This is a genomic window from Streptomyces sp. NPDC088910 (assembly GCF_044749865.1).
GTDB lineage: Bacteria > Actinomycetota > Actinomycetes > Streptomycetales > Streptomycetaceae > Actinacidiphila.
In genome coordinates this window covers 156,897-180,349 of record NZ_JBIVIV010000012.1, presented here as the reverse complement: position 1 = coordinate 180,349, position 23,453 = coordinate 156,897, and the positions used below count along the sequence as shown (strand labels likewise).

At 72.9% G+C, this 23,453-nt stretch carries 18 protein-coding genes; 8 read left to right on the top strand and 10 right to left on the bottom strand.

What is annotated here, in order from left to right:
* The first annotated feature begins 69 nt into the window (after nucleotides 1-69).
* Entirely contained in the window at nucleotides 70-369 is a 300-nt protein-coding gene (locus ACIP4Z_RS26180; RefSeq protein WP_103884889.1) for a DUF4193 domain-containing protein, read from the top strand.
* Nucleotides 370-492: 123 nt separating this feature from the next.
* Nucleotides 493-1,257 (top strand): hypothetical protein, encoded by a 765-nt coding sequence (locus ACIP4Z_RS26175; protein WP_355338463.1) that lies wholly within the window; start codon nucleotides 493-495, stop codon nucleotides 1,255-1,257.
* A gap of 54 nt (nucleotides 1,258-1,311) precedes the next feature.
* Here the strand turns inward: ACIP4Z_RS26175 and ACIP4Z_RS26170 are convergent, their stop codons facing one another.
* Complete coding sequence (locus tag ACIP4Z_RS26170) at nucleotides 1,312-1,761, bottom strand: DUF3093 domain-containing protein (RefSeq protein ID WP_401312033.1); 450 nt, start codon at nucleotides 1,759-1,761, stop codon at nucleotides 1,312-1,314.
* 27 nt (nucleotides 1,762-1,788) lie between these two features.
* The gene (locus ACIP4Z_RS26165; protein ID WP_355338457.1) at nucleotides 1,789-2,682 is read right to left on the bottom strand and encodes an SDR family oxidoreductase; all 894 of its coding nucleotides are present in this window, start codon (nucleotides 2,680-2,682) and stop codon (nucleotides 1,789-1,791) included.
* Between the two features lie 155 nt (nucleotides 2,683-2,837).
* On the opposite strand from ACIP4Z_RS26165, the gene ACIP4Z_RS26160 reads away from it, so the two are divergent.
* From ACIP4Z_RS26160 to ACIP4Z_RS26145, 4 genes are all read left to right on the top strand, one after another.
* The gene (locus ACIP4Z_RS26160) at nucleotides 2,838-3,443 is read left to right on the top strand and encodes a PaaI family thioesterase (protein WP_355338454.1); all 606 of its coding nucleotides are present in this window, start codon (nucleotides 2,838-2,840) and stop codon (nucleotides 3,441-3,443) included.
* A 37-nt stretch (nucleotides 3,444-3,480) separates the two neighbouring features.
* On the top strand, nucleotides 3,481-4,011 hold the full coding sequence (dut, locus tag ACIP4Z_RS26155) for a dUTP diphosphatase (protein ID WP_401312028.1): 531 nt from the start codon (nucleotides 3,481-3,483) through the stop codon (nucleotides 4,009-4,011).
* A gap of 2 nt (nucleotides 4,012-4,013) precedes the next feature.
* Nucleotides 4,014-4,787: a DUF3710 domain-containing protein gene (locus ACIP4Z_RS26150; RefSeq protein ID WP_355338451.1), complete on the top strand. Its 774-nt coding sequence runs from the start codon at nucleotides 4,014-4,016 to the stop codon at nucleotides 4,785-4,787.
* 200 nt (nucleotides 4,788-4,987) lie between these two features.
* Nucleotides 4,988-5,725: an ABC transporter ATP-binding protein gene (locus tag ACIP4Z_RS26145; RefSeq protein WP_355338448.1), complete on the top strand. Its 738-nt coding sequence runs from the start codon at nucleotides 4,988-4,990 to the stop codon at nucleotides 5,723-5,725.
* Between the two features lie 78 nt (nucleotides 5,726-5,803).
* Here the strand turns inward: ACIP4Z_RS26145 and ACIP4Z_RS26140 are convergent, their stop codons facing one another.
* Entirely contained in the window at nucleotides 5,804-6,985 is a 1,182-nt protein-coding gene (locus tag ACIP4Z_RS26140) for an ROK family protein (RefSeq protein WP_355338445.1), read from the bottom strand.
* 239 nt (nucleotides 6,986-7,224) lie between these two features.
* Between ACIP4Z_RS26140 and ACIP4Z_RS26135 the strand changes: the two genes are divergently transcribed.
* Together ACIP4Z_RS26135 and ACIP4Z_RS26130 are read left to right on the top strand one after the other, a co-directional pair.
* Nucleotides 7,225-8,379 (top strand): Gfo/Idh/MocA family oxidoreductase, encoded by a 1,155-nt coding sequence (locus ACIP4Z_RS26135; protein WP_355338795.1) that lies wholly within the window; start codon nucleotides 7,225-7,227, stop codon nucleotides 8,377-8,379.
* Nucleotides 8,380-8,403: 24 nt separating this feature from the next.
* Nucleotides 8,404-9,411, top strand: coding sequence for a sugar phosphate isomerase/epimerase family protein (locus ACIP4Z_RS26130; protein ID WP_401312024.1), 1,008 nt, complete (start codon nucleotides 8,404-8,406; stop codon nucleotides 9,409-9,411).
* A 124-nt stretch (nucleotides 9,412-9,535) separates the two neighbouring features.
* Here the strand turns inward: ACIP4Z_RS26130 and ACIP4Z_RS26125 are convergent, their stop codons facing one another.
* The 7 genes from ACIP4Z_RS26125 to ACIP4Z_RS26095 form a co-directional block, all read right to left on the bottom strand.
* Complete coding sequence (locus ACIP4Z_RS26125; protein ID WP_355338439.1) at nucleotides 9,536-13,189, bottom strand: glycoside hydrolase family 3 C-terminal domain-containing protein; 3,654 nt, start codon at nucleotides 13,187-13,189, stop codon at nucleotides 9,536-9,538.
* 233 nt (nucleotides 13,190-13,422) lie between these two features.
* On the bottom strand, nucleotides 13,423-15,684 hold the full coding sequence (locus ACIP4Z_RS26120; RefSeq protein ID WP_401312020.1) for an ROK family protein: 2,262 nt from the start codon (nucleotides 15,682-15,684) through the stop codon (nucleotides 13,423-13,425).
* Nucleotides 15,677-19,012, bottom strand: coding sequence for an alpha-mannosidase (locus tag ACIP4Z_RS26115; RefSeq protein ID WP_401312018.1), 3,336 nt, complete (start codon nucleotides 19,010-19,012; stop codon nucleotides 15,677-15,679). Before ACIP4Z_RS26115 ends, ACIP4Z_RS26120 begins: the two co-directional genes overlap by 8 nt.
* A gap of 240 nt (nucleotides 19,013-19,252) precedes the next feature.
* Nucleotides 19,253-20,335 (bottom strand): Gfo/Idh/MocA family protein, encoded by a 1,083-nt coding sequence (locus ACIP4Z_RS26110; RefSeq protein WP_401312016.1) that lies wholly within the window; start codon nucleotides 20,333-20,335, stop codon nucleotides 19,253-19,255.
* The gene (locus ACIP4Z_RS26105; protein WP_355338792.1) at nucleotides 20,320-20,955 is read right to left on the bottom strand and encodes a ThuA domain-containing protein; all 636 of its coding nucleotides are present in this window, start codon (nucleotides 20,953-20,955) and stop codon (nucleotides 20,320-20,322) included. The genes ACIP4Z_RS26110 and ACIP4Z_RS26105 overlap by 16 nt, the downstream gene beginning before the upstream one ends.
* Before the next feature lie 80 nt (nucleotides 20,956-21,035).
* Nucleotides 21,036-22,322 carry an enolase C-terminal domain-like protein gene (locus ACIP4Z_RS26100; RefSeq protein WP_401312013.1) on the bottom strand — a complete coding sequence of 429 codons (1,287 nt, stop codon included), beginning with the start codon at nucleotides 22,320-22,322 and terminating at the stop codon, nucleotides 21,036-21,038.
* A gap of 287 nt (nucleotides 22,323-22,609) precedes the next feature.
* On the bottom strand, nucleotides 22,610-23,356 hold the full coding sequence (locus tag ACIP4Z_RS26095; RefSeq protein WP_355338424.1) for an IclR family transcriptional regulator: 747 nt from the start codon (nucleotides 23,354-23,356) through the stop codon (nucleotides 22,610-22,612).
* Nucleotides 23,357-23,453 lie beyond the last annotated feature (97 nt).

Here is a 23,453-nt window from a genome sequence, read left to right as displayed (position 1 = left end):
ACAAGTCCGGCCTCCCGCGCGTTACGTGCGCTGGAGACACCGCAGACACCCACAGGGGGAGAGCGAAAAATGGCTACGGATTACGACACCCCACGCAAGACCGACGATGACGTCAACGAGGACAGCATCGAGGAACTGAAGGCCCGGCGGAACGAGAAGTCCACCTCCGCGGTGGACGTCGACGAGTTCGACCAGGCGGAGTCCCTGGAGCTGCCGGGCGCCGACCTCTCCAATGAGGAACTGTCGGTTCGCGTACTGCCCAGGCAGGCCGACGAGTTCACCTGCATGAGCTGCTTCCTGGTCCACCACAGGAGCCAGCTCGCGGCGGAGAAGAACGGCAACCCGATCTGCCGCGACTGCGCGGCCTGATCCGCGGGCGCGGTGACGGGCTCACGGCGGGACGGCCGGGCGGACGACGCCGGCCGGGCGCAGGACCAGGACCAGGACCAGGACCGGGTACAAGGCCCGGTGGAGGGTCCGACGGAAGGCCGGGTGGAAGGCCGAGAAGGCGACGAGCGGGGCCGCAGGGCCTCGCTCGCGGCCACGACCGCGCGCGGGGCGCGCGGAATACGCAGCGGGGCGCGCTACGGCGGCAGGAAGGCGATGGCGGGCATGGGCTCGGTCGCCGAGCGGCTGATCGAGGTCGCCCCGCGCATCCCGGTGCGCGACCTGGCGACGCTGCGGGGGCAGTTTCCCGGTCTCGGCCCCGAGGACATCGCGGACCGGCTGATCGCCACCGCGGTGAAGGGCACCATGACCGTCGGCGCCGGTGTGGGCGCCGCCGCGATGCTGCCCACCCCGCCGGCGATGCCGGCCGAACTGACCGCCGAGACGCTCGGCGTCGCCGCGGTCGAGTTCAAACTCATCGCGGAACTGCACGAGGTCTACGGACTGCGTGTCCCGGGCAACTCCCGGGAGCGCGCGACCGCGTATCTGTGGTCCTGGACCGAACAGCGCGGTATCGATGTGCTGAAACTCTCCACCGTCAACGTGGCCCTGGGCAGCAGCATGAAGAAGGAGATGCGCCAGCGGCTGCTGCGCCGCACGCTGCGCAATATGCCGACGCTGACGCCGTTCATGATCGGCGCGGCCGTCGGCGCGGTGATGAACCGCCGCGACACCCGCAAGCTCGCCCAGCGGATCCGCCACGACCTGCGCGCCGCGCAGCTCCCGTGGCCCGAGCTGCCCGCCGTCGGCGCACCGGCCGACGCGGCCCTGACCGGCACGCTGTGGCAGCCGCCCGCCATCGAGCCCTGACCGGCCGCGGGCGCCCCCGCGGGGGCCGCCCGGCACCGTGCGGCCCGGCCGGTCCTACTGGGTCGCCTTCACGGCTTTCAGCGCCTCCGCGAGCCGCTTCGGCGAACGCGTCGACAGATAGACGTACGGCGTCGGGTCGTCCGGATCGGTCACGTCGACCTTCAGCGCCGTCGGCACGTACGAGCGCAGCAGCATGTACGCCCGCGGGTCGGCCTTGTGGGAGCGCCAGGCCACCGTCTCCGCCGCGTCGAGCACGGTCGCCTCGCCCAGTGCCGCCAGCGGGATCCGGGCCTTGCCCGCCACCAGCGAACCCGCCACCACGCGGATCCGCGCGGACCCGTACGAGCTGACCGCCATCATGGCGACGGCCGCGCCGGCCGCGAGCCCGGCCAGCATCGGCAGCGGGCCGAACGGGAAGAGGATCAGCGCCATCGCCACACCCACCCCGGCGGCCAGGAACCACCAGGAGCGCGGCACGGTGAGACGTTCGTCGTAAGGCTGCATGGCACCAGACTGCCATGCGGTCCTGTGCTATCTGCCGCGAAGGCGCGCCAGCGCACGGGTGACCCTGGGCGGTGCCTGCCGCAGCCCGGTGGCGAGCTGCTTCGCCCAGTCGGAGGCCGCCGTCGGCGCCACCGCGTCCAGCACCGCGGTCGAGCGGGCGCCGCCGCCCACCAGATAGCGCGGCAGCGGGTGCCGGGCGGTCAGCGCCTTGCGCACCGCGAGCGCCACCGGGCGCGGCCCCGGCAGGTCGCGGCTGCCGCGCAGCACGTCCCCGGCCGCCGCGTACTGCTCCTGGTACGCCGACGCCCGCTCGTCGGGCAGCAGCCCGGCGCCGGTCTCCCAGATCCCGGTGCCGTAGGAGCCCGGCTCGATCAGCGAGACCTGCACGCCGAACGGCGCGGTCTCCATCCGCAGCGCGTCCGTCACCGACTCCAGGCCGCGCTTGCTCGCGCAGTACCAGCCGAGCATCGGCAGCGACACCCGCCCGGCGATCGACGACACGTTGACGATCCGGCCCGCCCGCCGGTCCCGCATCGCGGGCAGCACCAGGCGGGCGATCCGCGCGGGCGCCACCAGATTGGTCTCCAGCTGGCGCCGTACCTGCTCGTCGTCCACGTCCTCCACCGCGCCCGGCTGCGCGAACCCCGCGTTGTTGACCACCGCCCACGGCCCGCCGTCGGTCATCGTGGCGATCTCGGTGAACGCCCGGACGCAGGACGTCGCGTCGGCCACGTCGAGCACCGCGGTGCGCACCGCCGCGCCCGTACGGTCGACCGCCGCGCGCAGGGCCCGCGCGTCCCGGTCGTTGCGGACCGTGCCGATCACGTCGAAGCCGCAGTGCGCCAGCTCCAGCGTGATGGCACGGCCGATGCCGCGTCCGGCTCCGGTGACGACGACGGACTGGCCTACTCCTGGGGACATGCGCGCGCTCCGGTGCTACCAGATGACAACGGGGGGACTGCGGGGGCGGTACGAGGGTGGTACAGGGGGCGGTTTCCGCCGGCCGCCGGGCGGCTCCCCCGGGACCAACGGACACCGGCAGGGAAAGGATCCCGCGGAAGGGTAGGGTCTCGGGCGTGAGTGGAGCGAACACACCCAGAAGCGCCGGACGGTCGTCGTTGACGCCGCCGCCCGACGCCACCGCGCCCACGCGGCACCCGGACGCCCCGGCGCCGGGCGAGCTGCTCGGGGCGCACTACGACCAGTGCTTCGGCTGCGGCGAGGGTCTGCCGCACGGGCTGCACCTGGCGGCGCGGGCGGGCGAGGGCGTCAGCGTCACCGCCGAGTTCACCGTCAAGCCCGCCCACCAGGGCGCGCCGGGCCTCGCCCACGGCGGGGTCCTGGCCACCGCGCTGGACGAGACGCTGGGCTCGGTCAACTGGATGCTGCGCGCCATCGCCGTCACCGGTCGGCTGGAGTCGGACTTCCTGCTGCCGGTCCCGGTCGGCGCCACGCTGTATCTGTCGGCGCGCTGCACCGCGGTCGCCGGACGCAAGATCTACAGCTCGGCCGAGGGCCGGATCGGCGGCCACGACGGGCCGGTCGCGGTCCGCGCGGAGGCGCTGTTCGTCGAGGTCAAGCTCGACCACTTCACGCAGAACGGCCGCGCGGAGGAGATCCGCGCGGCGATGTCGGACCCCGACCAGGTGAAGGTCGCCCGCGCCTTCGAGGTGAACCCATGAGCCGTGAGCCGCTGCGCCTCGTCAGCGAGGTGAACCCGTGAGCACAGAGCGACAGCCGGTGGACGTACTGCTGCACCGGCTCGACGAGTCCGTGCCCGTACCGTCCTACGGGCATCCCGGTGACGCGGGCGCGGACCTGACGACCACGCTGGCGGCGGACCTCGCGCCCGGTGAGCGCGCGGTCCTGCCCACCGGGGTGTCGATCGCCCTGCCCGACGGGTACGCGGCCTTCGTGCATCCCCGCTCGGGGCTGGCAGCGCGCTGCGGTGTGGCCCTGGTGGATGCCCCGGGAACGGTGGATGCCGGGTACCGTGGAGAGATCAAGGTGATCGTCGTCAACCTCGATCCGCGCGAGACCGTGCGGTTCGAAAAAGGTGACCGGATCGCCCAACTGGTCGTCCAGCAGGTCGAGCGGGTCCGTTTCCATGAGGTGGCGGAGCTGCCCGGCTCTGCCAGGGCCGCGGGGGGCTTCGGCTCCACGGGGGGTCATGCCGCGGTGGAGACGCCGTCGGCCGACACGTCCAGAGTCGGATTCGCATCGGTCGTTGCAGACCGGGAAGGACAGTGACCGTGTTCCGTCGTCGCAAGGAGCGCGAAGACGACCTCGACGAGCTCGACGAGGCCGCAGGCCCTGACGAGCAGGTCGAGGACGCCGAGGAGTCGGACGACTCCGGTGAGTCCCTCCGGTACAACCTTCCGCCCGCCCCGAGGCCCGACGGCCCGTGGGACCTGAGCGAGGTCAGTGAGCCCGGCGAGGGCCGCGTCGACCTCGGCGGACTGTTCGTGCCCGGAGTCGAGGGCATGGAGCTGCGGGTCGAGGTCGCGGGCGAGTCCATCGTCGCCGCGACCGTGGTGCTGCGGGACAGCGCCGTGCAGCTCCAGGCGTTCGCCGCCCCCAAGTCCGAGGGCATCTGGGGCGAGGTCCGCGAGGAGATCGCCGCCGGTATCACCCAGCAGGGCGGCATCGTCGACGAGCTGGAGGGCCCGCTCGGCTGGGAGCTGCGGGCCCAGGTGCCCGTCCAGCTCCCCGACGGCACCAATGGCGTGCAGCTCGTGCGGTTCATCGGCTGCGACGGCCCGCGCTGGTTCCTGCGCGGGGTGATCTCCGGCCAGGGCGCGGTGCAGCCCGCCGCCGCCGGTGTGCTGGAGTCCGTCTTCCGCGACACCGTGGTGCTGCGCGGCGACACCCCGATGGCGCCGCGCGACCCGATCGTGCTGAAGCTGCCGAACGACGCGCAGATGGTGCCGGACGGCGCCGCGCCGACCGAGCAGGGCGAGCCGTCGAAGTTCGGCGACGGCATCGACCCGCTGCGCCGCGGCCCGGAGATCACCGAGCTGCACTGAGGCGTCGCTCCGCGTACGCGCCGTTCGCGGCCTTCGTGGCCCCTCGTGGCCCGGATCCGTTCCCACGGGTCCGGGCCACGGCGTTTGCGCGTACCGTCCACGGCGTTTGCGCGTACCGTACGGATACGCGACGGCCGTACGGTGGCCGGCGCGCCGCGGGCGGGGGCCGGCAGGGGATGCGGCCAGGACGGGGAGGACGCATGAGCGAGGGGTCCACGGGACGTGCGGCGACGGCGGTCGCGGACGGTCCGCCGTCCGGGGACATGGTCGTCGTCGAGGATCTGCGCCGCACCTACGGCAGCGGCGACACCGCCGTGCACGCCCTGCGCGGTGTCTCGTTCTCCGTCCCGCGCGGCGAACTCGTCGCGCTCAAGGGCCGTTCGGGCTCGGGCAAGACCACCATCCTCAACCTCGTGGGCGGTCTCGACAGCCCCGACGGCGGCCGGATCATGCTCGACGGCACCGATCTGGCCTCGCTCGGCGACGACGAACTGCTCGCCCTGCGCCGGGACCGTATCGGCTTCGTCTTCCAGTCCTTCGGGCTGCTCCCCATCCTCAGCGCCGCCGAGAACGTGGGGGTCCCCATGCGGCTGCGCAAGACCCCGCCGCGTGAGCGCGAGGAGCGCGTCGAACTCCTCCTGGCCCTCGTCGGCCTCGCCGACCACGCCGCCCAGCGCCCCGGCGAACTCTCCGGCGGCCAGCAGCAACGCGTGGCCATCGCCCGCGCCCTCGCCAACCGCCCCGTCCTGCTCATCGCGGACGAGCCCACCGGGCAGCTCGACGCCGACACGGGCCTGGCCGTCATGGAGTTGCTGCGCGCGGTCGTCCGCAGCGAGTCCGTCACCGCCCTCGTCGCCACCCACGACACGCAGCTCCTCGCCCTGGCCGACCGCGTCCTGGAACTGCGCGACGGGCAGATCGTCCAGACCACGGACTGAGCGGCCTGACGCGGGTCAGGCCGGTACGGATCAGGCCGCTTTCCGGGTGAGACAGCTCCGGGACAGGCCGCTTTCCGGTCAGGCCGCTCCGGCGAGCAGTGAGGCGGCGTCGGCGAGGACGAGACCGGCCGCCCCGCGGACCTCGGCGCCGTCCCCGAGGCCGCCGGTGACGATCTCCAGGCCCTCCGCGGCGGAGGGAAGGGTGTGGCGGCGGACACCGGCCCGCATGGGTTCGAGGATGTCGGCGCCCGCGGCGGCGAGGTCGCCGCCGACCACGATCAGGCGCGGGTTGAGGAGGGTGACGAGCGTGGCGAGCGCGCGGCCGACGGCGTCTCCCGCGTCGCGGACGGCGCGCAGGGCGCCGGTGTTGCGGTCCCGGATGAGGGCGGGGAGGTCGCGGGGTGCGACGGTCTCGCCCCAACTGTCGGACAGCAGGCGGGCGATGGCGACCGGGCTGGCGACGGTCTCCAGGCAACCGCGGTTCCCGCAGCGGCAGATGAGGCCGTCGGTGATGAGCGGGAGATGGCCGATCTCCCCGGCGAGGCCCCGTGAGCCGAGCAGGAGGCGGCCGTCGCTGACGATGCCCGCGCCGATACCGGCGGAGAGCCGGACGTAGACCATGTCGCCCGCCTGCCGTCCGGCGCCGTACATGCGCTCGGCGAGGGCGCCGGCGTTGGCGTCGTTGGTGACGCGGACCGGCAGCGAGGTGCGGTGGCGCAGTTCGTCGGTGAGGCGCAGGCCGACCCAGCCGGGCATGATGCCCTCGGCGCCGAGGGCGCCGCTGCCCTTCTCGACCGGTGAGGCGATTCCGGCGCCGATGCCGAGGACGCGTTCGCGGGCGACGCCGGTCTCCTGGAGAGCGCGGCCGACGAGGACGGCGACCAGGTCGAGGGTCTCCTGCGGGGCGCGGTCCACGTCCTTGGCGACCCAGTGCTCCCACAGGACGGCGCCGAACAGGTCGCAGAGGATGACGCGTACGTGCTGGTGGCCGATGTCCGCGCCGATGGCGTAGCCCGAGCTGGGGACCAGCGAGAGGGACTGGGCGGGCCGTCCGGTGCGGCGGGGCTCCGGCTCCTCGGGGCCCTCGTCCTCGGTGACCAGGCCGACGGTGATGAGGTCGGCGATCAGCGAGGAGACGGTGGCCCTGGACAGGCCGGTGACACGGACGAGTTCGGGCCTGCTGCTGCGTGCGGTGGTGTGCAGGGCCTCGAGGACCCGGAGCCTGCCGACCTCGCGGAGATTGACTGGAGTGTCGATCACTGCCCCCCGGATGTGTGACGTCTCGGCAACCGCACGGTGCCCTGTTGCCGTCACCGACGTCAAGAGCCTTGACTTATGCCGAAGTTCAGGCAGAAACTGCCGAACTGTTCTATCCGGTGCCGTGAGTTTCAGTCGATGCCGGATGAATAACGATTCACGGCCCGTACCAGGAGCGGCATTCCGCCAGGAGGACGTACGTGACGACGACACCACCCCCGGTCCCCGCGCTGCGGATCGGCATGGTCGGCCATGCCTTCATGGGCGCGGCGCACTCCCACGCCTGGCGCACCGCGGGCCGCTTCTTCGACCTGCCGGTACGGCTCGAACTCACCGCCGTCTGCGGCCGGTCGGCCCAGCGGGCGGCGTCGGCCGCCGAGCGGTACGGCTGGGGGTCGTACGAGACGGACTGGCGGGCGCTGGTCGCGCGGCCGGACATCGACGTGGTGGACATCTGCACGCCGGGCGACAGCCACGCGCGGATCGCGGAGGCGGCGCTCGCGGCGGGCAAGCACGTGATGTGCGAGAAGCCGCTGGCCAATTCGGTGGCGGAGGCCGAGGCGATGGTCGACGCGGCGCACAAGGCCCGGCAGGCCGGAGTGCGTTCGATGGTGGCCTTCAACTACCGCCGGGTGCCCGCGCTGGTGCTGGCGCGGCGGCTGATCGAGGAGGGCAGGCTGGGCACGATCCACCAGGTGCGGGCGCAGTACCTCCAGGACTGGCTGGTCGACCCGGAGTTCCCGCTGGCCTGGCGGCTGCGCAAGGACCGTGCCGGGTCAGGGGCGTTGGGCGATCTCGGCGCGCACAGCATCGACGCGGCGCAGTATCTGACGGGTCAGCGGATCAGCTCGGTCGGCGCGCTGCTGGAGACCTTCGTGACCGAACGGCCGCTGCCGGAGTCGGCGAGCGGCCTGTCGGGCAAGGGCGGTTCCGAGCGCGGCCGGGTCACGGTGGACGACGCGGCGCTGTTCACCGCGCGGTTCGACGGCGGCGCGATCGGCGTGTTCGAGGCGACCCGTTTCGCCACCGGGCACAAGAACGCCATGCGGATCGAGGTCAGCGGCTCGCGCGGCACGCTCGCCTTCGACGCCGAGTCGATGAACGAGCTGGCCTTCCACGACCGTTCCGAGGACCCGGACACCGCCGGTTTCCGCCGCGTTCTGGTCACCGAGCCCACCCACCCCTACCTTGACGCGTGGTGGCCGCCAGGCCATCTGATCGGCTACGAGCACTCCTTCACGCACCAGGTGCGCGATTTCGCCGAGGCGGTGGCGGGCGGTACGGATCCGCGGCCGTCGTTCGCCGACGGGCTCCAGGTGCAGCGGGTGCTGGCGGCCGTGGAGACCAGTGCGGCGGCCCTCGGCGTGCACATCCCGGTGCCCGCTCCTCAGTCCTGAAGCCCCGATCCCTGGAGGACGCACATGGCCCGACCCGTCACGCTCTTCACCGGCCAGTTCGCCGACCTGCCCTTCACCGAGGTGTGCGCGCTCGCCTCGCGGTGGGGGTACGACGGCCTGGAGATCGCCTGCTGGGGTGACCACTTCGACGTGGAGGCGACGCTCAGCGACGACGCGTATCTGCCGCGGCTGCGCGACACCCTGGACAAGCACGGACTCAAGAGCTGGACCATCTCCTGCCATCTGACCAGCCAGGCGGTCTGCGACCATCCGATCGACGAGCGGCACCGCGGCATCCTGCCCGCCCGTATCTGGGGCGACGGCTCGCCCGAGGGGGTGCGGGAGCGGGCGGCGGAGGAGATCAAGAACACCGCGCGGGCCGCCGCGGCCTTCGGCGTGGACACCGTGGTCGGCTTCACCGGTTCGTCGATCTGGCACACGGTGGCGATGTTCCCGCCGGTGCCGGAGGAGATGGTCGACCGCGGATTCGCGGACTTCGCCGACCGCTGGAATCCGATCCTGGACGTCTTCGACGAGGTCGGGGTCCGGTACGCGCACGAGGTGCACCCGGGCGAGATCGCGTACGACTACTGGACGACCGTGAGGACCCTGGAGGCGATCGGCCACCGCCCGGCCTTCGGGCTCAACTTCGACCCCAGCCACTTCGTGTGGCAGGACCTGGACCCGGTCGGCTTCCTGTACGACTTCCGCGACCGTATCTACCACGTGGACTGCAAGGAGTCGGTCAAGCAGTTCAACGGCCGCAACGGGCGGCTCGGTTCGCATCTGCCGTGGGGCGACCCGCGGCGCGGCTGGGACTTCGTGTCGACCGGGCACGGCGACGTGCCGTGGGAGCCGGTCTTCCGGATGCTCAACAGCATCGGGTACGAGGGGCCGATCTCGGTGGAGTGGGAGGACGCGGGGATGGACCGGATGACGGGCGCGCCCGCCGCGCTCGCGCACGTACGGGCGCTGGCCGCGATCGAGCCGCCCGCGGCCTCCTTCGACTCCGCGTTCAGCTCGTCCTCATGAACGTCTGGGATCGTCGCTGACGTCCTGCGGCTCCTCCCGGCGGGCCCGGTCCTGACAGGCTGGCCGGCCGGGCGGCGCTCGGCGCGCCGTCCCCCGCCGCGGGGGGACGGCGCGCCGCTGCGTGTCAGCCGCCGATCGCGATCGAGAACAGGTGCATGGCGACCTGGTGGTCGACCTGCGTCTTGCTCACGTTGGGCAGGGTGATCGCCTGGACGGTCTTTCCGGGCAGCAGGTCCACGGTGGCCGCGGAGATGTGCACGGTCTGCTGCTGCTGTCCGCCGCCGTTGTTGAGGTAGGGCGTGCTGGCGGCGAAGTCGCTGCCCTGCGACGGTGATCCGGCCCACCAGTCGGACAGGGCCAGCGCGTAGGTCTGCGTGGTCCCGTCGGTGTAGACGATGGTGCCGGTGCCGGAGGTGGCGCCGAAGGCGCTGGTGCCGACAAAGCCCAGCTTGGTTCCGGTGCCGGTGATCTCGACGGCCTGGCCGCCGGCCACGGCGTTGTCGGGGTCCCCGGTGCCCGCGGTGGCGGGCCAGGGGAAGGACACCCCGTCGTGGTCGGTGTTCTGGCCCGCGTGCCAGCCCAGGGCGGCCAGCGCCTGGAGCGAGAAGCTGGCGCCCTCGCCGTCCAGGCTGCCGGTCGTGGTGTGGGCGTCGTCGCTGATGCCGGAGTTGTTGTAGGCGGCGGTCAGTGACGCGTACGGCACGGTGACGGGGGCCTGGGCGCTCTCCTCCCCGGAGGGGGTGATGACGGTGGCGTCCAGGGTGAAGCTGTCGGGGTCCGCACCGGCCGGGACGGTCACCTGCCAGGTGGTGGTGGCCTTCTGGCCCGCGCCGACGGTGTCGAAGGTCGCCGGGCTGGTGGCCGTGGCCGTCCAGCCCGCCGGGGTGGCGAGCGTGACCGACACGTTCCGCACCGCGGACGCGGCGCCGTTGGTGTAGGTGGTGGTCGCGGTCAGGGTGCTGCCCGCCTTGGCGATCGGCAGCGCCTTGAGCGTGAGGGTGCCGCGGACCACGACCGGGGTGGAGCCGGTGACGCCGCCCACGGTCGCCGAGACGGTGGCGACGCCGTCGGCCACGGCGTGCACCAGGCCGTTCTTGTCGACGGTGGCGACCGCCGGGTCACTGCTGCGGTACGTGACCTTGGCGGTGGACAGGTCGACGAAGGACTGGTCGTTGTTGACGGCCTCCACGACGTCGTCCGCGGTGACGGACAGGTCGCGCTGTTCCTTCGCCGGGTTGGTGTCGTCCTTGATCCACTTGTTCTTGCCGGTGAGCGAGAAGGTCTGGCCCGCGTCGTGGACGACGCTCTCGGGCTGCACGGTGACGTAGCGCACCTTGGGCGTCAGAGTGCCGCTGATCCTCACGTTCGCGGTGCCCGCCGGGTGCGCGGAGTCCGGGCCGAGCCGGAACGCGTAGGTGCCGTTGTAGACGGTCTGCCGGGAGCTCTTGGCGTCCCAGAAGGACAGGTCGGCGGCCTTGACGGTGATGGTCAGGTGCTGGCTCTTGCCGGGCCCCAGCACCTTGGTCTTGGCGAAGCCCGCCAGCCGCTTGGCGGGCAGTTCCACGCCGGGGACGGTGAAGGGGGTCGCCGCGTAGAGCTGCGCGACCGTGGCGCCCGCCGTCTTGCCGGTGTTGGTGACGTCCACGCCGATCTTCACGGTGCCGTCCGGCGTGATCTGCGTCTTGTTGGCGCTGACCGAGGTGAAGGAGAAGGAGCTGTAGCTGAGTCCGTAGCCGAAGGGGTACGTGGGGGCGCCGGTGAAGTACTGGTATGTACGGCCGAGGCCGCCGGTGGCGCTCGGGGTCAGCCCGTAGTTCTGCTTGTCGGGGAGCTGTGAATCGTCCTTGTACCAGGTGAAGTTGAGGTGCCCGGACGGGTTGACGTCGCCGAAGAGCACATGGGCGAGCGCGGTGCCCTGCGACTGGCCGTTGTAGCCGCTGAAGACGATCGAGGAGACCGGTGAGCCGGCGGCGGCCTCCTTCTGGATGTCGACCGGGCCGTCGGACTGGATGACCAGGGCGAGCTTGTCGGTGCCGAGCGCCGACGTCTGGTCGATCAGCGACTGGTAGTTGCCGGGCATGTTCAGGTTGTCGCGGTCGTTGCCCTCGTCGCCGTTGGCCTGGGTGGTGCCGACGAACAGCACCACGAGGTCGGCGGCCTTGATGTCGGCCTTGGTCTTGTCGGAGAGCACCGCGGCGCCGGTGCCGGTGGACGAGGTGCCCGCCGCGTCGTAGACCACGGACGCCGTGGGGTCGATCGCGTGGATCTCGTTCTGGATGCCGCGCAGCGGGCTGGTCCGGTAGGTCGGGTCACCCGAGTACAGGCCGAGCGTCGCGGTGTTGGCGAGGTCGCCGAGGACGACGACCTTCTTGGTGGTGGCGGGGTCGGCGGGCAGCAGTTTGCCGCCGCCCGAGGCCCGCTTGTCGTTCTTCAGCAGCACCAGGGAGTTGTCGGCGACCGTGGTGGCGAGCGCCTGGTGGGCCGGGCTCTCGATCTGGTCCTTGGTGATGTTCGTGTACGACACCGCGCTCGCCGGGTCGAACTCGCCGGTCTCCATGCGGATGGTGAAGACCTTCACCAGGGCGGTGTCGACCACGCCCTCGCTGAGCGCGCCCGCCTCGATGGCCTCCTGGATGTTGGCGGTGGTCGCCTCGTCACCCGTGCAGTTGAGGTCGGTACCGGCCCGCAGCGCGTACGCCTGGCCGCCGGCCTGCCCGGACATCGTCGTGCCGGTGGCGGTCTCGGTCCACGTCGGGTTGTCCTTGTGGTCGGTGGTCCAGCCGGGCGGCGCCCAGTCGTGACCGCCGGGGAACTGCCGCCAGTTGGTGCTGACCGCGCCGCAGTCGGAGGTGATGTACCCGTTGAACCCGTAGGTGCGCTGGGCGAGTTGGTTGGTGGTGTAGGTGTCGGAGACCGACGGGGTGCCGTTGATCGCGTTGTACGACGTCATGAGCCCGGACACGTGCGCGTCCTCGATCAGCGAGCGGAACTGCGCGGTGTAGTAGTCGCGCAGGTCCGTGTCGTTGACGTCGGAGCTGATGCCGGTGCGGTTGTCCTCGACATTGTTGAGCGCGTAGTGCTTGGCGGTGGAGGCGACCTTCAGATAGCCGGTCTTCGAGGTGCCGTCGGGGTTGTTGCCCTGGTAGCCGTCGACGAACTGGCCGGCCATCTGCCCGACGAAGTACGGGTCCTCGCCGAACGCCTCGTCGGTCCTGCCCCAGCGCGGGTCGCGGTCGAGGTTGACCGTCGGCGCCCAGTAGGTCAGCGAGCCGTAGTCGTCGGCGGACGGGCCGAGGTTGTTCTGGCCGGTGCCGAAGAGCGACTTGTCGACGAAGCCGCGCACCTCGTCGGAGATCGCGGTGCTCTCCTGGTAGAGCAGCGCCGGGTCCCAGGACATGGACGAGGCGAAGTTGGTCGGGAAGCTGGTGGCGTGGACGCCGCCCTGCGCCCCGCCGTTGTTCTGGTTGGCCCCGAGGGTGTTGACGCCGTGCTGGCCCTCGCTCCAGTACGTGTACTGCTGGACGCCCAGCCGGGGGATGGCGGGGCCGCTGTTGGTGCTGAGCTGCTGGACCTTCTCCTGCAAGGTCATCCTCGACACCAGGTCGGCGGCCCGCTCCTGGAAGGAGTAGTGGGTGTCGAGGTAGACCGGGGTGGCGGCGACCGCCTCCTGTGGGGTGTTCGCGGCCGCGCTCGGGCCGAAGCCCGCCGTCAGACCGATCGCACACGCCATGGCGCAGACCGCGGCCAGTCCCGCGCGTCGGCGCTTTCGCTCGTCCATCCTGCCTCCGTCGTCATCGAGCAGCATCGAGCAGATGCCGGTACCGACTTCGGTGCAAGTCCGAAGGAAGTCCGGGTCTCGCGTCATCAGTTGGGCAGTGTGTTGCCATCTTTGACGCAGCGTCAAGACAAAGAACGCGATCGGACCGGCATTTTTTGACTTCTCGATGCAAAAAGCTGGAAGCGGGCTGCTCACCGGCCTGTGCCCGGAGCCGGTCCGGGCTCGGGTCGCGGTCAGGGCCGCTCGCGCCCGCGCAGCCGCGGGGTGAACGTGGCGTGGAAGATGGTCGACGCGGCGCCGACGGCGGCGGCCTCGGCGCTCAGCACCGAGCGCTCCACCTCGACCCGGCGCAGCCTGCGGGCGGTGGGGAATTCGTTGACGGCGCGGCCGATCTCGTCCAGGTAGAAGTCGGCGACGTCGTCGGTGAAGAACGGGCCGCCGAGCACGATGAGGTCGATGTCCAGCAGGTCCACCAGGCCGAGCGCGCCGCGTCCGACGGCGCCCGCCACCTCGCGCAGCGCGGCCGTCGCGGCCGGGTCACCGGCCGCCGCGGCCCGGCCGACCTCCCGGTAGGCGGCGGTGCTGCCGCGGGCGGCGTCGGCGGCGGGCAGGCCGCGGCGGACCGCGAAGTCGGTCACGGAGACCGGCGGATTGCACTCGGGCAGCAGCTCGGGCCGCCCGTCGGCGTCCACCCGGCCCAGCGCGATGGCGCAGAGCTGCCCGAACTCACCGGCGTTGGCGCTGACGCCCCGGTAGAGGTCGCCGTTGAGGTAGAGCCCGGAGCCGACGCCCGTACCGAGGTAGAGGTACGCGAAGTCGCGGGCCCTGCGGTCGCGGCCGATCCACCGCTCCCCCGCCGCCGCGGCCAGCGAGTCCTTCTCGATGATCACCGGGCACGGGAAGTGGTCCTTGAGCAGGTAGAGCAGCGGCAGGTCGTTCCAGGCCGACAGCAGCGGCGGGCCGAGCACCGTACCGGAGGCGATGTCGACCGGGCCCGGCACCGCGACGCCGATGCCGAGGAAGCCGTCCTCGCGGACCGCGCCGCCCGCCTTTTGCAGCGTCTCGCGGCCCAACTCAACCACCTGCGCGACGAATTCGGCCGGGTCGATGTCGGCGCTCACCGGCCGGGTGCGGGTGCAGACGATCGCGCCGTCGAGGTCGATGACGACGGCGGTCAGCACCTCGGGGTCGATGTGCAGGCCGAGCGCGTGCGCGGCGGTGCCGCTGAGCCGCACCGGGGTGCGGGGCTTGCCCGAGGTGGCGCGCCGCTGCGCGTCCTCGACGAGGATGCCGCGGTCGAGCAGCGAGCGGGCGATCCGGGAGACCGACTGCTGGGTGAGTCCGGTGCGGTGGGCGATCTCGCCGCGGGTGATGGTGCCGGACAGCCGGACGGTCTCGATCACCACGCACTCGTTGAAGGAGCCGAGGTCGATCTGGTTGACGCCGCTGAACGAGGGCGGGTGCGCGACGGCCTCGGGGGTGTGCGGGGCGCGCAGGTGGCCCGCGACGTTCTCGCGCAGCCAGCGGACCGGGCCCGGCGCGCCCGCGGTCTGCCGTTCCAGCGCGGCGACCAGGTCGAGGTAGACCCGCCGGGAGGACTCGGGGTGGCTGGTGCTGTCCAGGGCGATCATGGCGCGCAGGAAGCCGCGCCAGGTGGAGCGGGCCGGGAGCTGGTGGAAGGTCACCGGCGTGGTGCCGGGCGGGGGCGCGGAGATCCGGCCGGTCTCCCAGAGGGTGATCGCGTGCAGGGCGATGTCCGGGTGGTGTTCGGCCGCCGCCGCGAGGTAGCCGGTGAGCCCGAGCGGCGGCGGGCCGCCGGGGTCCGGGGCCACGGCCAGGCGCATCCCGTCGAGGGCCCGGCCGAGTCCGGCTAGGACGTCCTCGCCGATGACGGTCGCCGCGGGTCCCGGCGCCGGGGCCGCGGCGCGGGTCCCGGCGAGCAGGACGGCGCCGCGCGCGTCGGCGTACAGGCCCATCACCCACACGTCGGTGCCGGGCAGCGGCGGTCTGGTCGGTACGTGCGGGGCGGGTGTCGTCTCGTCCGCGGTGAGCTGCCAGCGGCGTCTGATCGCGGCCACCGTGGCGTGGGACAGGCCCAGTTCGCGGGCGATGGCCCGGCTGGCGCCGCTGCCGCCGGGCGCGAGCAGTGCCCGGGTGACCACCTCGGCCTCGTCCACGGTGGCGGGTCTGCCGGTGCGGGGCCGCTGTTCGAGGCCGCGCAGCCCCGCGCTCTGCCAGCGGTGCCGCCAACTGCCCACGGTCTGCCGGGAGACGCCGAGCCGCCGGGAGATCTCGGCGTCCCGCAGTCCTTCGGCGGCGAGCAGGACGACCCTGGCGCGGGTGCCCAGCGGACCGTCGCCCGCGGCCCACTGGCGCAGCAGGTCCCGCGTCCGCGCGTCCGGCGGTCCCGGCGGGCGCCGCTCGTCGGGGAAGGTGGGCAACGCCCTGTCCTGCGACGGCACTTCGGGGAGCGGCGAGTGGGGTGTTTCAGGCAACGCGGCCCTCCTGGCCTTCGCGGGGGCGGATCAGCCGCAGGGTGAGGACCTGGAACGGGCGGAGCGTCAGCGGGGTGCGTCCGTCGTCGTGCGGGTGGTCGGCGAGCCGTTCCTCCAGCAGATCCGTCTCCTGGACGGCCGTCGCGGGGAAGCCCGCGGTCAGCACGGTGCGGGCCCGCCCGCCGCGCGACTCGTACAGCCGGACCACGACGTCGCCGCTGCGGTCGTCGGCGAGTTTGACCGTCTCGACCACGACGTCGGGGTGGTCGACGGCGACCAGCGGGGGCGGTGACGCCGCGTCAGAAGCGTTGCCGGGAGGGGAATCGGATCGGGTGACGGCGCCGGTGTCCGGGCCGGGGCGCAGCGGCAGGTGCAGCGCGTAGCCCTCGGAGACGGCGTCGTCCACGTCGGCGCCGGGCCGCAGCCGGTGCCGGAAGCGCTGGAGTCCGCGGTCGGCGTGCGGGTCGGGGCTGCGCGGGGCGCGCAGCAGCGTGCTGCGCACGACGGTGGTGGTGCCGCCGTCCTCGCGGGTGTGCCGTGTCACGTCGTAGCCGTACGTCGAGTCCCCGGCGAGCGCGACGCCCCAGCCGTGCTCGCCGACGTGGATCCAGCGGTGCGCGACCGACTCGCGGCGGGCCGCGTCCCCGTCGGTGTTCCCGTGGGTGGGGCGCGCGACGTGGCCGAACTGCGTTTCCGCGCGGCTGTGTTCCGCGTGTACGTCCAGCGGCCAGGCGGCCTTGAGCACGGTGTCCTGCTCGCGCCAGTCGACCTCGGTGTCGACGGTCAGCGCGTGGCTGCCCGCGGTGAGCGTCAACTCCTGTACGACGGTGGAGCGTCCGGTGCCGCGCAGTATCCGCAGCCGGGCCAGCAGCGGTCCCGCGGCGGTGACCTCCACCCGGTCGGCCCGGTCCAGATCGCGGGACCCGGCCGCCGGGGCGTAGCGCGCCGCGCTCCAGCCGCCGGGCTCGTCGCGGTGCAGCTGGAGCAGATTGCCCGCCGCGCCGGGCGCGATGGCCTCGCGTCCGGTGCCGAGGTCGGCGGCGGACCGCACCAGACCGGCCGCGTCGACCCGTATGCGCAGCAGCCCGTTGTCCAGGACGTGGCCGCCGTCCGCGCCCGCCGTCACGGTGACCGGGGCGAGGTCGCCGAGCGCGATGCCCGCGGGTCCTGAGCCGTGCGCCGGGGCCTGCGCGAGGACCGCGAACCGGCCGTCGGACAGCGGCTGTACGGTGCCGGGCCGCGCCGCACGAGGCTGTACGGTGCCGGGTCGGGCGGTGCCAGGCTGTGCGGTGCCAGGCTGTGCGGTGCCAGGCTGTGCGGTGCGAGGCTGTGCGGCGTCGAGGGGAAGAGTGCCGGTCAGGGGCGTGCCGGGCACCGGGCCGTCCTCCGGTTCGAGGACGACGACCTCGCGGCGGGCCCGCGGCCCCGCGTTGAGCACGGTCGCGCCGTCCGGGTCACCGACCGCCCGCCGGATCAGCCGTTCCAGCCTGCGCCCTACGTCCCGGTGGGTCTGCTCGGCCTCCTCGTGCACCCAGGCGATCGACGTGCCGGGCAGGATGTCGTGGCACTGCTGGAGCAGCACCTTCTTCCACAGCCGGTCCAACTCGTCGTAGGGGTACGGGATTCCGTGCCGTACGGCGGCGGTCGCCGACCACAGCTCGGCCTCGTGCAGCAGTGCCTCGCTGCGCCGGTTGCCGCGCTTGGTGCGCGCCTGGCTGGTGTACGTGCCCAGGTGCGGCGCGAGGTCGAGTTCGCCGCGCCACACGGGGGCGGCCGGATGCTCGGCCTGGGCGTCGCGGAAGAAGCGGGCCGGGGCGCCGAGGGTGACGCGCGGCGCGCCGTCGAGGTCGGCCAGGCGGCGGGCGCGCTCCAGCATCGACCGGTCGGGGCCGCCGTCGCCGCGGCCGAAGGGCAGCAGGGAGCGGGTCGCGTCACCCTTGTCGGCGAAGTCGTCCACGGACCGTACGAGGTCGCCGCCGGTCAGCGCAGGGGCCTCGGTTCCGCGTTCGCCGTCGGTCCCGACCGGAGCGAGGTGCGCGAAGAGCCTCGTGCCGTCCAGGCCCTCCCAGCGGAAGGTGTGGTGCGGCAGCGCGGAGCCGCGGCCGGGCTCCGGGCGGCGGCCGAGGAACCAGCGGGCGCCCGCGAGCGCGGCGAGCTGGGGGAAGGCCGCGGACGCGCCGGAGGCGCCGGGCAGCCACACGCCGTCGGTCTCGGTGCCCAACTCGTCGCGGAAGAAGCGCCGTCCGTGCACGAGCTGGCGCACCAGCGCCTCGCCGCCGGGCAGTTCGGTGTCGGCCTCCACCCACATGCCGCCGACCGGGGTCCAGTTGCCGTCCGCGACCGCCTTGCGTATCCGCTCGAAGACATGCGGCTGGTGGTCCTTCATCCAGGCGTAGTGCTGCGCGCTGGAGGCGGCCACGACCAGTTCGGGGTACTCGTCGGCGAGCGCGGCCATCGTGCTGAAGGCGCGGGCGCGTTCGCGGACCGTCTCGCGCACCGGCCACAGCCGGGCGGAGTCGAGGTGCGCGTGGCCGACGGCGATCACGGTGTGCGCGGACTCGTGGGCGCGCCGGGCGAGCACGTCGGTCAGCAGCGTACGGGCGTATCCGGCGGTGCGGCCCACGGCCCGCGGGTCGACGGCGTCCAGGGCGCGTTCCAGCGCGAGCCGGATCTCGTGCCTGCGCGGCTGCTGTTCGGGCAGCGCGCGCATCAGCCCTTCGAGGGTCTGCACGTCGTGGACGAGCTGCCAGACGTCCTCGTCGCGCACGGCGAGGTCGGCGCGGCGCAGCCGGTACAGGAGGGTGTCGCCCGCGGTGGCCGGGTCGCCGTACCGGGTGCCCGCGCCGCTGCCCGCCGCGATCCGCGGGTTGGCGGCGGCCTCGACCAGCAGCCGTACGGACGAGCCGGCGGTGGCGGAGCCGGCGATCAGGACGGCGCCGAGGCCGGGGTGCAGGCCCTGGAGCGGGATGCCGTGCGCGTCGTGCACCAGGCCCTCGGCCGGGCCGCCGGAGGCCCCGGTCCAGGCCCCGGTTCCCTCTCCCGTCCCGTCGTCGGGTCCCGAGCCGAGGTCGAACAGCGCCTCGACACGCCGCCCGGCCCAGCGCTCCGGCACGGTGGCGTGGACGCTGAACCAGGTGGTCGCCCAGGGGCGCCCCCACGCCTCGCCGACGGCGAACGGCGCGTAGTCGGCGCGCAGCGCGACCTCGGCGGGGACGGGCTCGCCCGCGATGTGCCAGGCGCCGACGTCCATGGGCAGCTTCTGCGGGTAGAGCGCGGGGCGCAGCCGTTCGGCGAGGAATGCGGCTATGCGCTCTTCGCCGGACTTCATCCGGTCATGCATCGGCAGCCCTTCCTGTCCAGCCAGTAACCGCCATGTAAAACCATGTGTGTTATCAAGTCAACGCCTCGCGCGAATTCCTTCTTCTCGCAGGTCGTGACCTGCAACTATCAAATTGTCAGGCTAATTTGGAACCGAAAAGGGAGTCAGTCGTCAGTTAATTCGCCTGACACCGGGAACGGCAAAAGGCGGCAGGAAGGGCCGTGGCCCTTCCTGCCGCCCTCGGTGGAATTACGGTGTCACGGAATCCACCCGCGCGGGCCGCTCGCAGCCGCTGGTGACCGGCAGCGCCGTCCCGTCGTGCGCGGCGTCCAGCAGTGTCAGCATCACGTCCAGTACGTGCTGGGCGAGTTCGGCCGACGCCAGGTGTGGGCGTCCGGAGGCGACGGCGGCGGCGAGGTCCGCGAGGCCGGTGCCGCGCCCCGCGCCGCGGTATCCGGCCGAGACCGGCAGCGGCTGCCACGTACCGTCGGTGAACAACTCGACCTGGCCGTCGAAGCCGTTGGGGTCGGGGACGGACAGCGAGCCCTCGGTGCCGTACACCTCGATCCGCGGCAGCCGGGCGGCGTGGATGTCGAAGCTCATGATCAGCGTGGTGAGGGCGCCGCCTTCGTGCTGGAGGACGCCGGTGACGTGGGTGTCGACCTCGACGGGGAAGCGCGCCCCGGCGCGCGGGCCGCTGCCGATGGCGCGTTCGGCGCGCGGGGTGGCGACGGCGCCGGTGACCTTGACGACCGGGCCCAGCAGGTGGACCAGCGCGGACAGGTAGTACGGGCCCATGTCGAGCAGCGGGCCGCCGCCGGGCCGGTAGTAGAACTCCGGGTCCGGGTGCCAGGCTTCGTGGCCCGCGGTGGTCATGAAGGCGGTCGCGGCGACGGGCGTGCCGATCAGCCCGTCGTCCACGGCCTTGCGGGCGGTCTGGGTGCCGGTGCCGAGTACGGTGTCGGGCGCGCTGCCGACCCGGACGCCCGCGGCGCGCGCGGCGGCGAGCACGGCGGCGGCCTCCTCGCGGGTGGCGGCGAGCGGCTTCTCGCCGTAGACGTGCTTGCCCGCGGCGACCGCGGCCAGCGCCACTTCGGCGTGCACGGCGGGGACGGTGAGGTTCAGGACGGCGTCCACGTCGTCGCGCGCCACCAACTCCGCGACGCTCGACGCCACTTCGGCGCCCGCGCGCTCGGCGGCCTCCTTGGCCCGGCCGGGGTCGAGGTCGGTGACAGCGGTCAGCCGCAGCCCTTCGAGCCCGGCGATGGTGTCCAGGTACTGGCCGCTGATCTTGCCCGCGCCGACCATGCCGATCCTCAACGGCTCGCCCACAGCAGTCCCCTCTCGGTCAGCGCCCGCACCTCGGGCACATCGAAGTCGTCGGCCTTGTGCCCGATGGCGGACACGAACACCCGTCCCGCGCCCTGCCTCCTGGTCCACACCGCGGGCATCACGACCGGGTGCGCGCGCTCGCCGTCCGGCGGGAAGGTCGTGGTGGCCAGCACGTCGATGTCGGGGTCGGTGGCCAGCCAGTACTGCTCGGTGTGCACGTCGAAGTCGCCGATCCCGGCGATCACCGGGTGGTCGGCGCGCTCGGGCCGCACATGGACCCGGTAGTCGAGGAATCCCGCCGGGTGCATGAGGAACTGACCGCCGGTCAGGAACTGGTAGTCGACGTCGCCGCGGAAGGAGTCGACGATCCCGCCGTGCCAGCCCGCGAAGCCGGTACCCGCCCTGACCGCCTCGGCCAGGCCCCTGGTCTGCTCGCCGCTGATCTCGCCCATCGTCCAGCACTGGACGACGAGGTCGGTGGCGGCCATCAAGTCCCGGTCGGCGTAGACGTCGAGCGACTGCGCGGTCTCGACGGTGAAGCCCTCGTCCTTGAGGAAGGGCAGGAAGAGGTCGGTGATCGCGATCGGCGCGTGGCCCTCCCAGCCGCCGCGTACCACCAACGCCCGTCGTGCGGACCGCTCCCGGCCGGCCCCGTCCTGGTCGGCTCCGGCTCCGGGTTCACCGGCTCTGATCGGATTCGTCACGGGCGTTGCACGCTCCCATCGGTGTTGCGCAGCAGGGCCCAGCGGTCGTGGGCCAGGGGTTCGGGCACGGGGTGACGGCGGGCGGCGGCCTCGTCGAAGTCCACTCCGTGGCCCGGGGTGTCATGGGGTACGAGGCCGCCCGCGGTCGCGGTGACCGTGCCGGGGAACACCTCGTGGACGGGCGGCTTGAAGACCGCGGCCTCCTGGACGCCGAAGGCGTGGCTGGAGATGTCCATGGCCAAGGTGGCGGCCTGGGCGATCGGGCTGACGTCGGCGGGGCCGTGCGGCGCGAGCCGGACACCGCGCAGTTCGCAGAAAGCCGCGATCTTGCGGGCGGGGGTGAGGCCGCCGAGGGTGGGGACGCGGATCCGCGCGAAGTCGATGTCGGGGCCGTCCAGCAGCGCGGTGAACTGGGCGGTGTCGTGGAAGAGTTCGCCGACCGCGAGCGGTACGGGTGAGGCGTCGTGCAGCCGCTTGAAGTGCCGGGTGTCCTCGGGCGCGAGCAGGTCTTCCACGAAGTACAGTCCGGCGTCCTCGACCCTGCGCAGGAAGTCCCTGGCCTGCCGGGGGTCGAGCCGTTCGTGCACGTCGTGCAGCAACTCGACGTCGTCGCCGACGAGTTCGCGCACACGGGTGAGAACGCCCGGCACGTGCCGCAGATAGCCCGCACTGTCCCAGGGCGCGCGCCGCTCGCGTACCGCGTCGGCGTCCGCGGTGCCGCCGCCGGAGGCGCCGTAGGTGTCGGCGCCCGGCACGGCGGCCTGGATCCGGACGTGCCGGTAGCCGTGTTCCCTCGCGGCCTGGACCTTGTCGGCGATCTCGGCGGCGTCGCGGCCGTCGACGTGCGTGTACGCCTCGGCGAAGGCGCGGACCTTGCCGCCGAACAGCGAGTGCAGGGGCGCGCCGAGGCGCTTGGCCTTGAGGTCCCACAAGGCGACGTCGATGCCGCCGAGCGCGTTGCCGGTGACCGAACCGCCTCGCCAGTAGGCGCTATTGAGGATCAGCCGGTGGATGTCCTCGATGTCGTCGGGGTCCCGCCCGGTGAGCAGCGGGGCGAGGTAGTCGTCGAGCACCGAGCGGACGGCCAGCGTCCGCTGGGGATCGCTGGCACAGCCGAGGCCGTAGAGGCCCGGTTCGCCGGTCTCGACGCGGACGATGAGATGGGGGCACCCGTGGGGGGCGGTCAGAAAGGTGCGAACGGCCGTGATGCGGATCTTGGCGCCGCGCTCGTCGACCCAGGGGGCCGGGGCGAGCGGTGCGGGGCCGGCATCAGGCAATGCCATACGAACTCCCACGTACAGGTAACGGAATGACGTACCGGTATCCGAACGTAGAGAGGGCATTCCGAGTTTGTCAATCACTTTGACAAACTCGGAACGACCGTAACCCCCGCCACGCGGGACACACAAGGGGTCGGCACGCCCCGGTCGGCCGGGCGGCCCGTCAGGCCGGGCCCGACGGCACGTCGGGCCCGGCGGCAGGCGGGCGGCGGGCCGGTGGCGAGCCGGCGGGCGGCCCGTGCCGGTTCAGCGGCCGGCCCGCGGCCGGTCGGCGCGGTGGCGGCGGCCGGTCAGTGCTGGCCCAGCCGTTTGAGCAGGGTGCTCAGCGACTGCGCGGCCTCGGTGACCGCCTGCGCGACCTCCTCGACCCGCGCGTCGTCCATCCGGCTCTTGGGCGCCGAGCAACTGATCGCGTCCTCGCCCTGGCCGCCGCCGAGCGCGACCGCGACGCAGCGGATGTCGACGGAATTCTCGCCGTCGTCCGCCGCCCAGCCGCGCAGCCGCGCCTCGGCCAACTGGGCCAGGAACGCGTCGGGATCGACCACCGTGGTCGGGGTCATCCGCTCCAGCGGCCAGTCCAGCCGCCGCTGCACCTCGGCGTGGTCGTACTGCGAGAGGACCGCCTTGCCGAGCGCCGTGGCGTGCGCGGGGAGCCTGCGGCCGACCGCGGAGTACATCCGCAGCGCGTGCCGCGACTCGCGTTTGGCCAGGTAGACGACGTGCGTGCCGTCGAGCCTGCCCAGGTGCACGGCCTCGCCGGTCTCCTCGGCCAGCGCGTCGAGCACCGGCCCCGCCAGGCTGGTGACGTCGTCGCCCTCCAGGTAGGCGGTGCCCGTCAACAGCGCCTTGAGACCGAGGCTGTAGCGCGTCCCTGACGGGTCGAGATCCACCCACCGGCGCGCCTGCATCGTGCGCAGGATGGCGTGCAGGCTGCTCTTCGGCACCGCCATCGCCGTCGCCATCTCCGCCAGCGAGAGCCGGGCGCCGTCCGCGCCGAGCAGTTCGAGCACTTCCAGTACCCGAGCTGCGGACTTCACCTCTTCGGGCTTCCGCCCGCGCGCCGCTTCTGCCACCGATTCCACCGATCCTCCGCTCCCCGCCGCCGATGCACGACGCATAAGAGTGCCCACTCCC

Excerpts from the sequence above, each read along its gene's own strand:
- ACIP4Z_RS26170 (WP_401312033.1), bottom strand. The coding sequence starts at position 1,761 with ATGCAGCCTTACGACGAACGTCTCACCGTGCCGCGCTCCTGGTGGTTC.
- ACIP4Z_RS26115 (WP_401312018.1), bottom strand. The coding sequence starts at position 19,012 with ATGAAGTCCGGCGAAGAGCGCATAGCCGCATTCCTCGCCGAACGGCTG.
- ACIP4Z_RS26100 (WP_401312013.1), bottom strand. The coding sequence starts at position 22,322 with ATGGCATTGCCTGATGCCGGCCCCGCACCGCTCGCCCCGGCCCCCTGG.
- ACIP4Z_RS26130 (WP_401312024.1), top strand. The coding sequence starts at position 8,404 with ATGGCCCGACCCGTCACGCTCTTCACCGGCCAGTTCGCCGACCTGCCC.
- ACIP4Z_RS26125 (WP_355338439.1), bottom strand. The coding sequence starts at position 13,189 with ATGGACGAGCGAAAGCGCCGACGCGCGGGACTGGCCGCGGTCTGCGCC.
- ACIP4Z_RS26165 (WP_355338457.1), bottom strand. The coding sequence starts at position 2,682 with ATGTCCCCAGGAGTAGGCCAGTCCGTCGTCGTCACCGGAGCCGGACGC.
- ACIP4Z_RS26135 (WP_355338795.1), top strand. The coding sequence starts at position 7,225 with ATGGTCGGCCATGCCTTCATGGGCGCGGCGCACTCCCACGCCTGGCGC.
- ACIP4Z_RS26180 (WP_103884889.1), top strand. The coding sequence starts at position 70 with ATGGCTACGGATTACGACACCCCACGCAAGACCGACGATGACGTCAAC.
- ACIP4Z_RS26145 (WP_355338448.1), top strand. The coding sequence starts at position 4,988 with ATGAGCGAGGGGTCCACGGGACGTGCGGCGACGGCGGTCGCGGACGGT.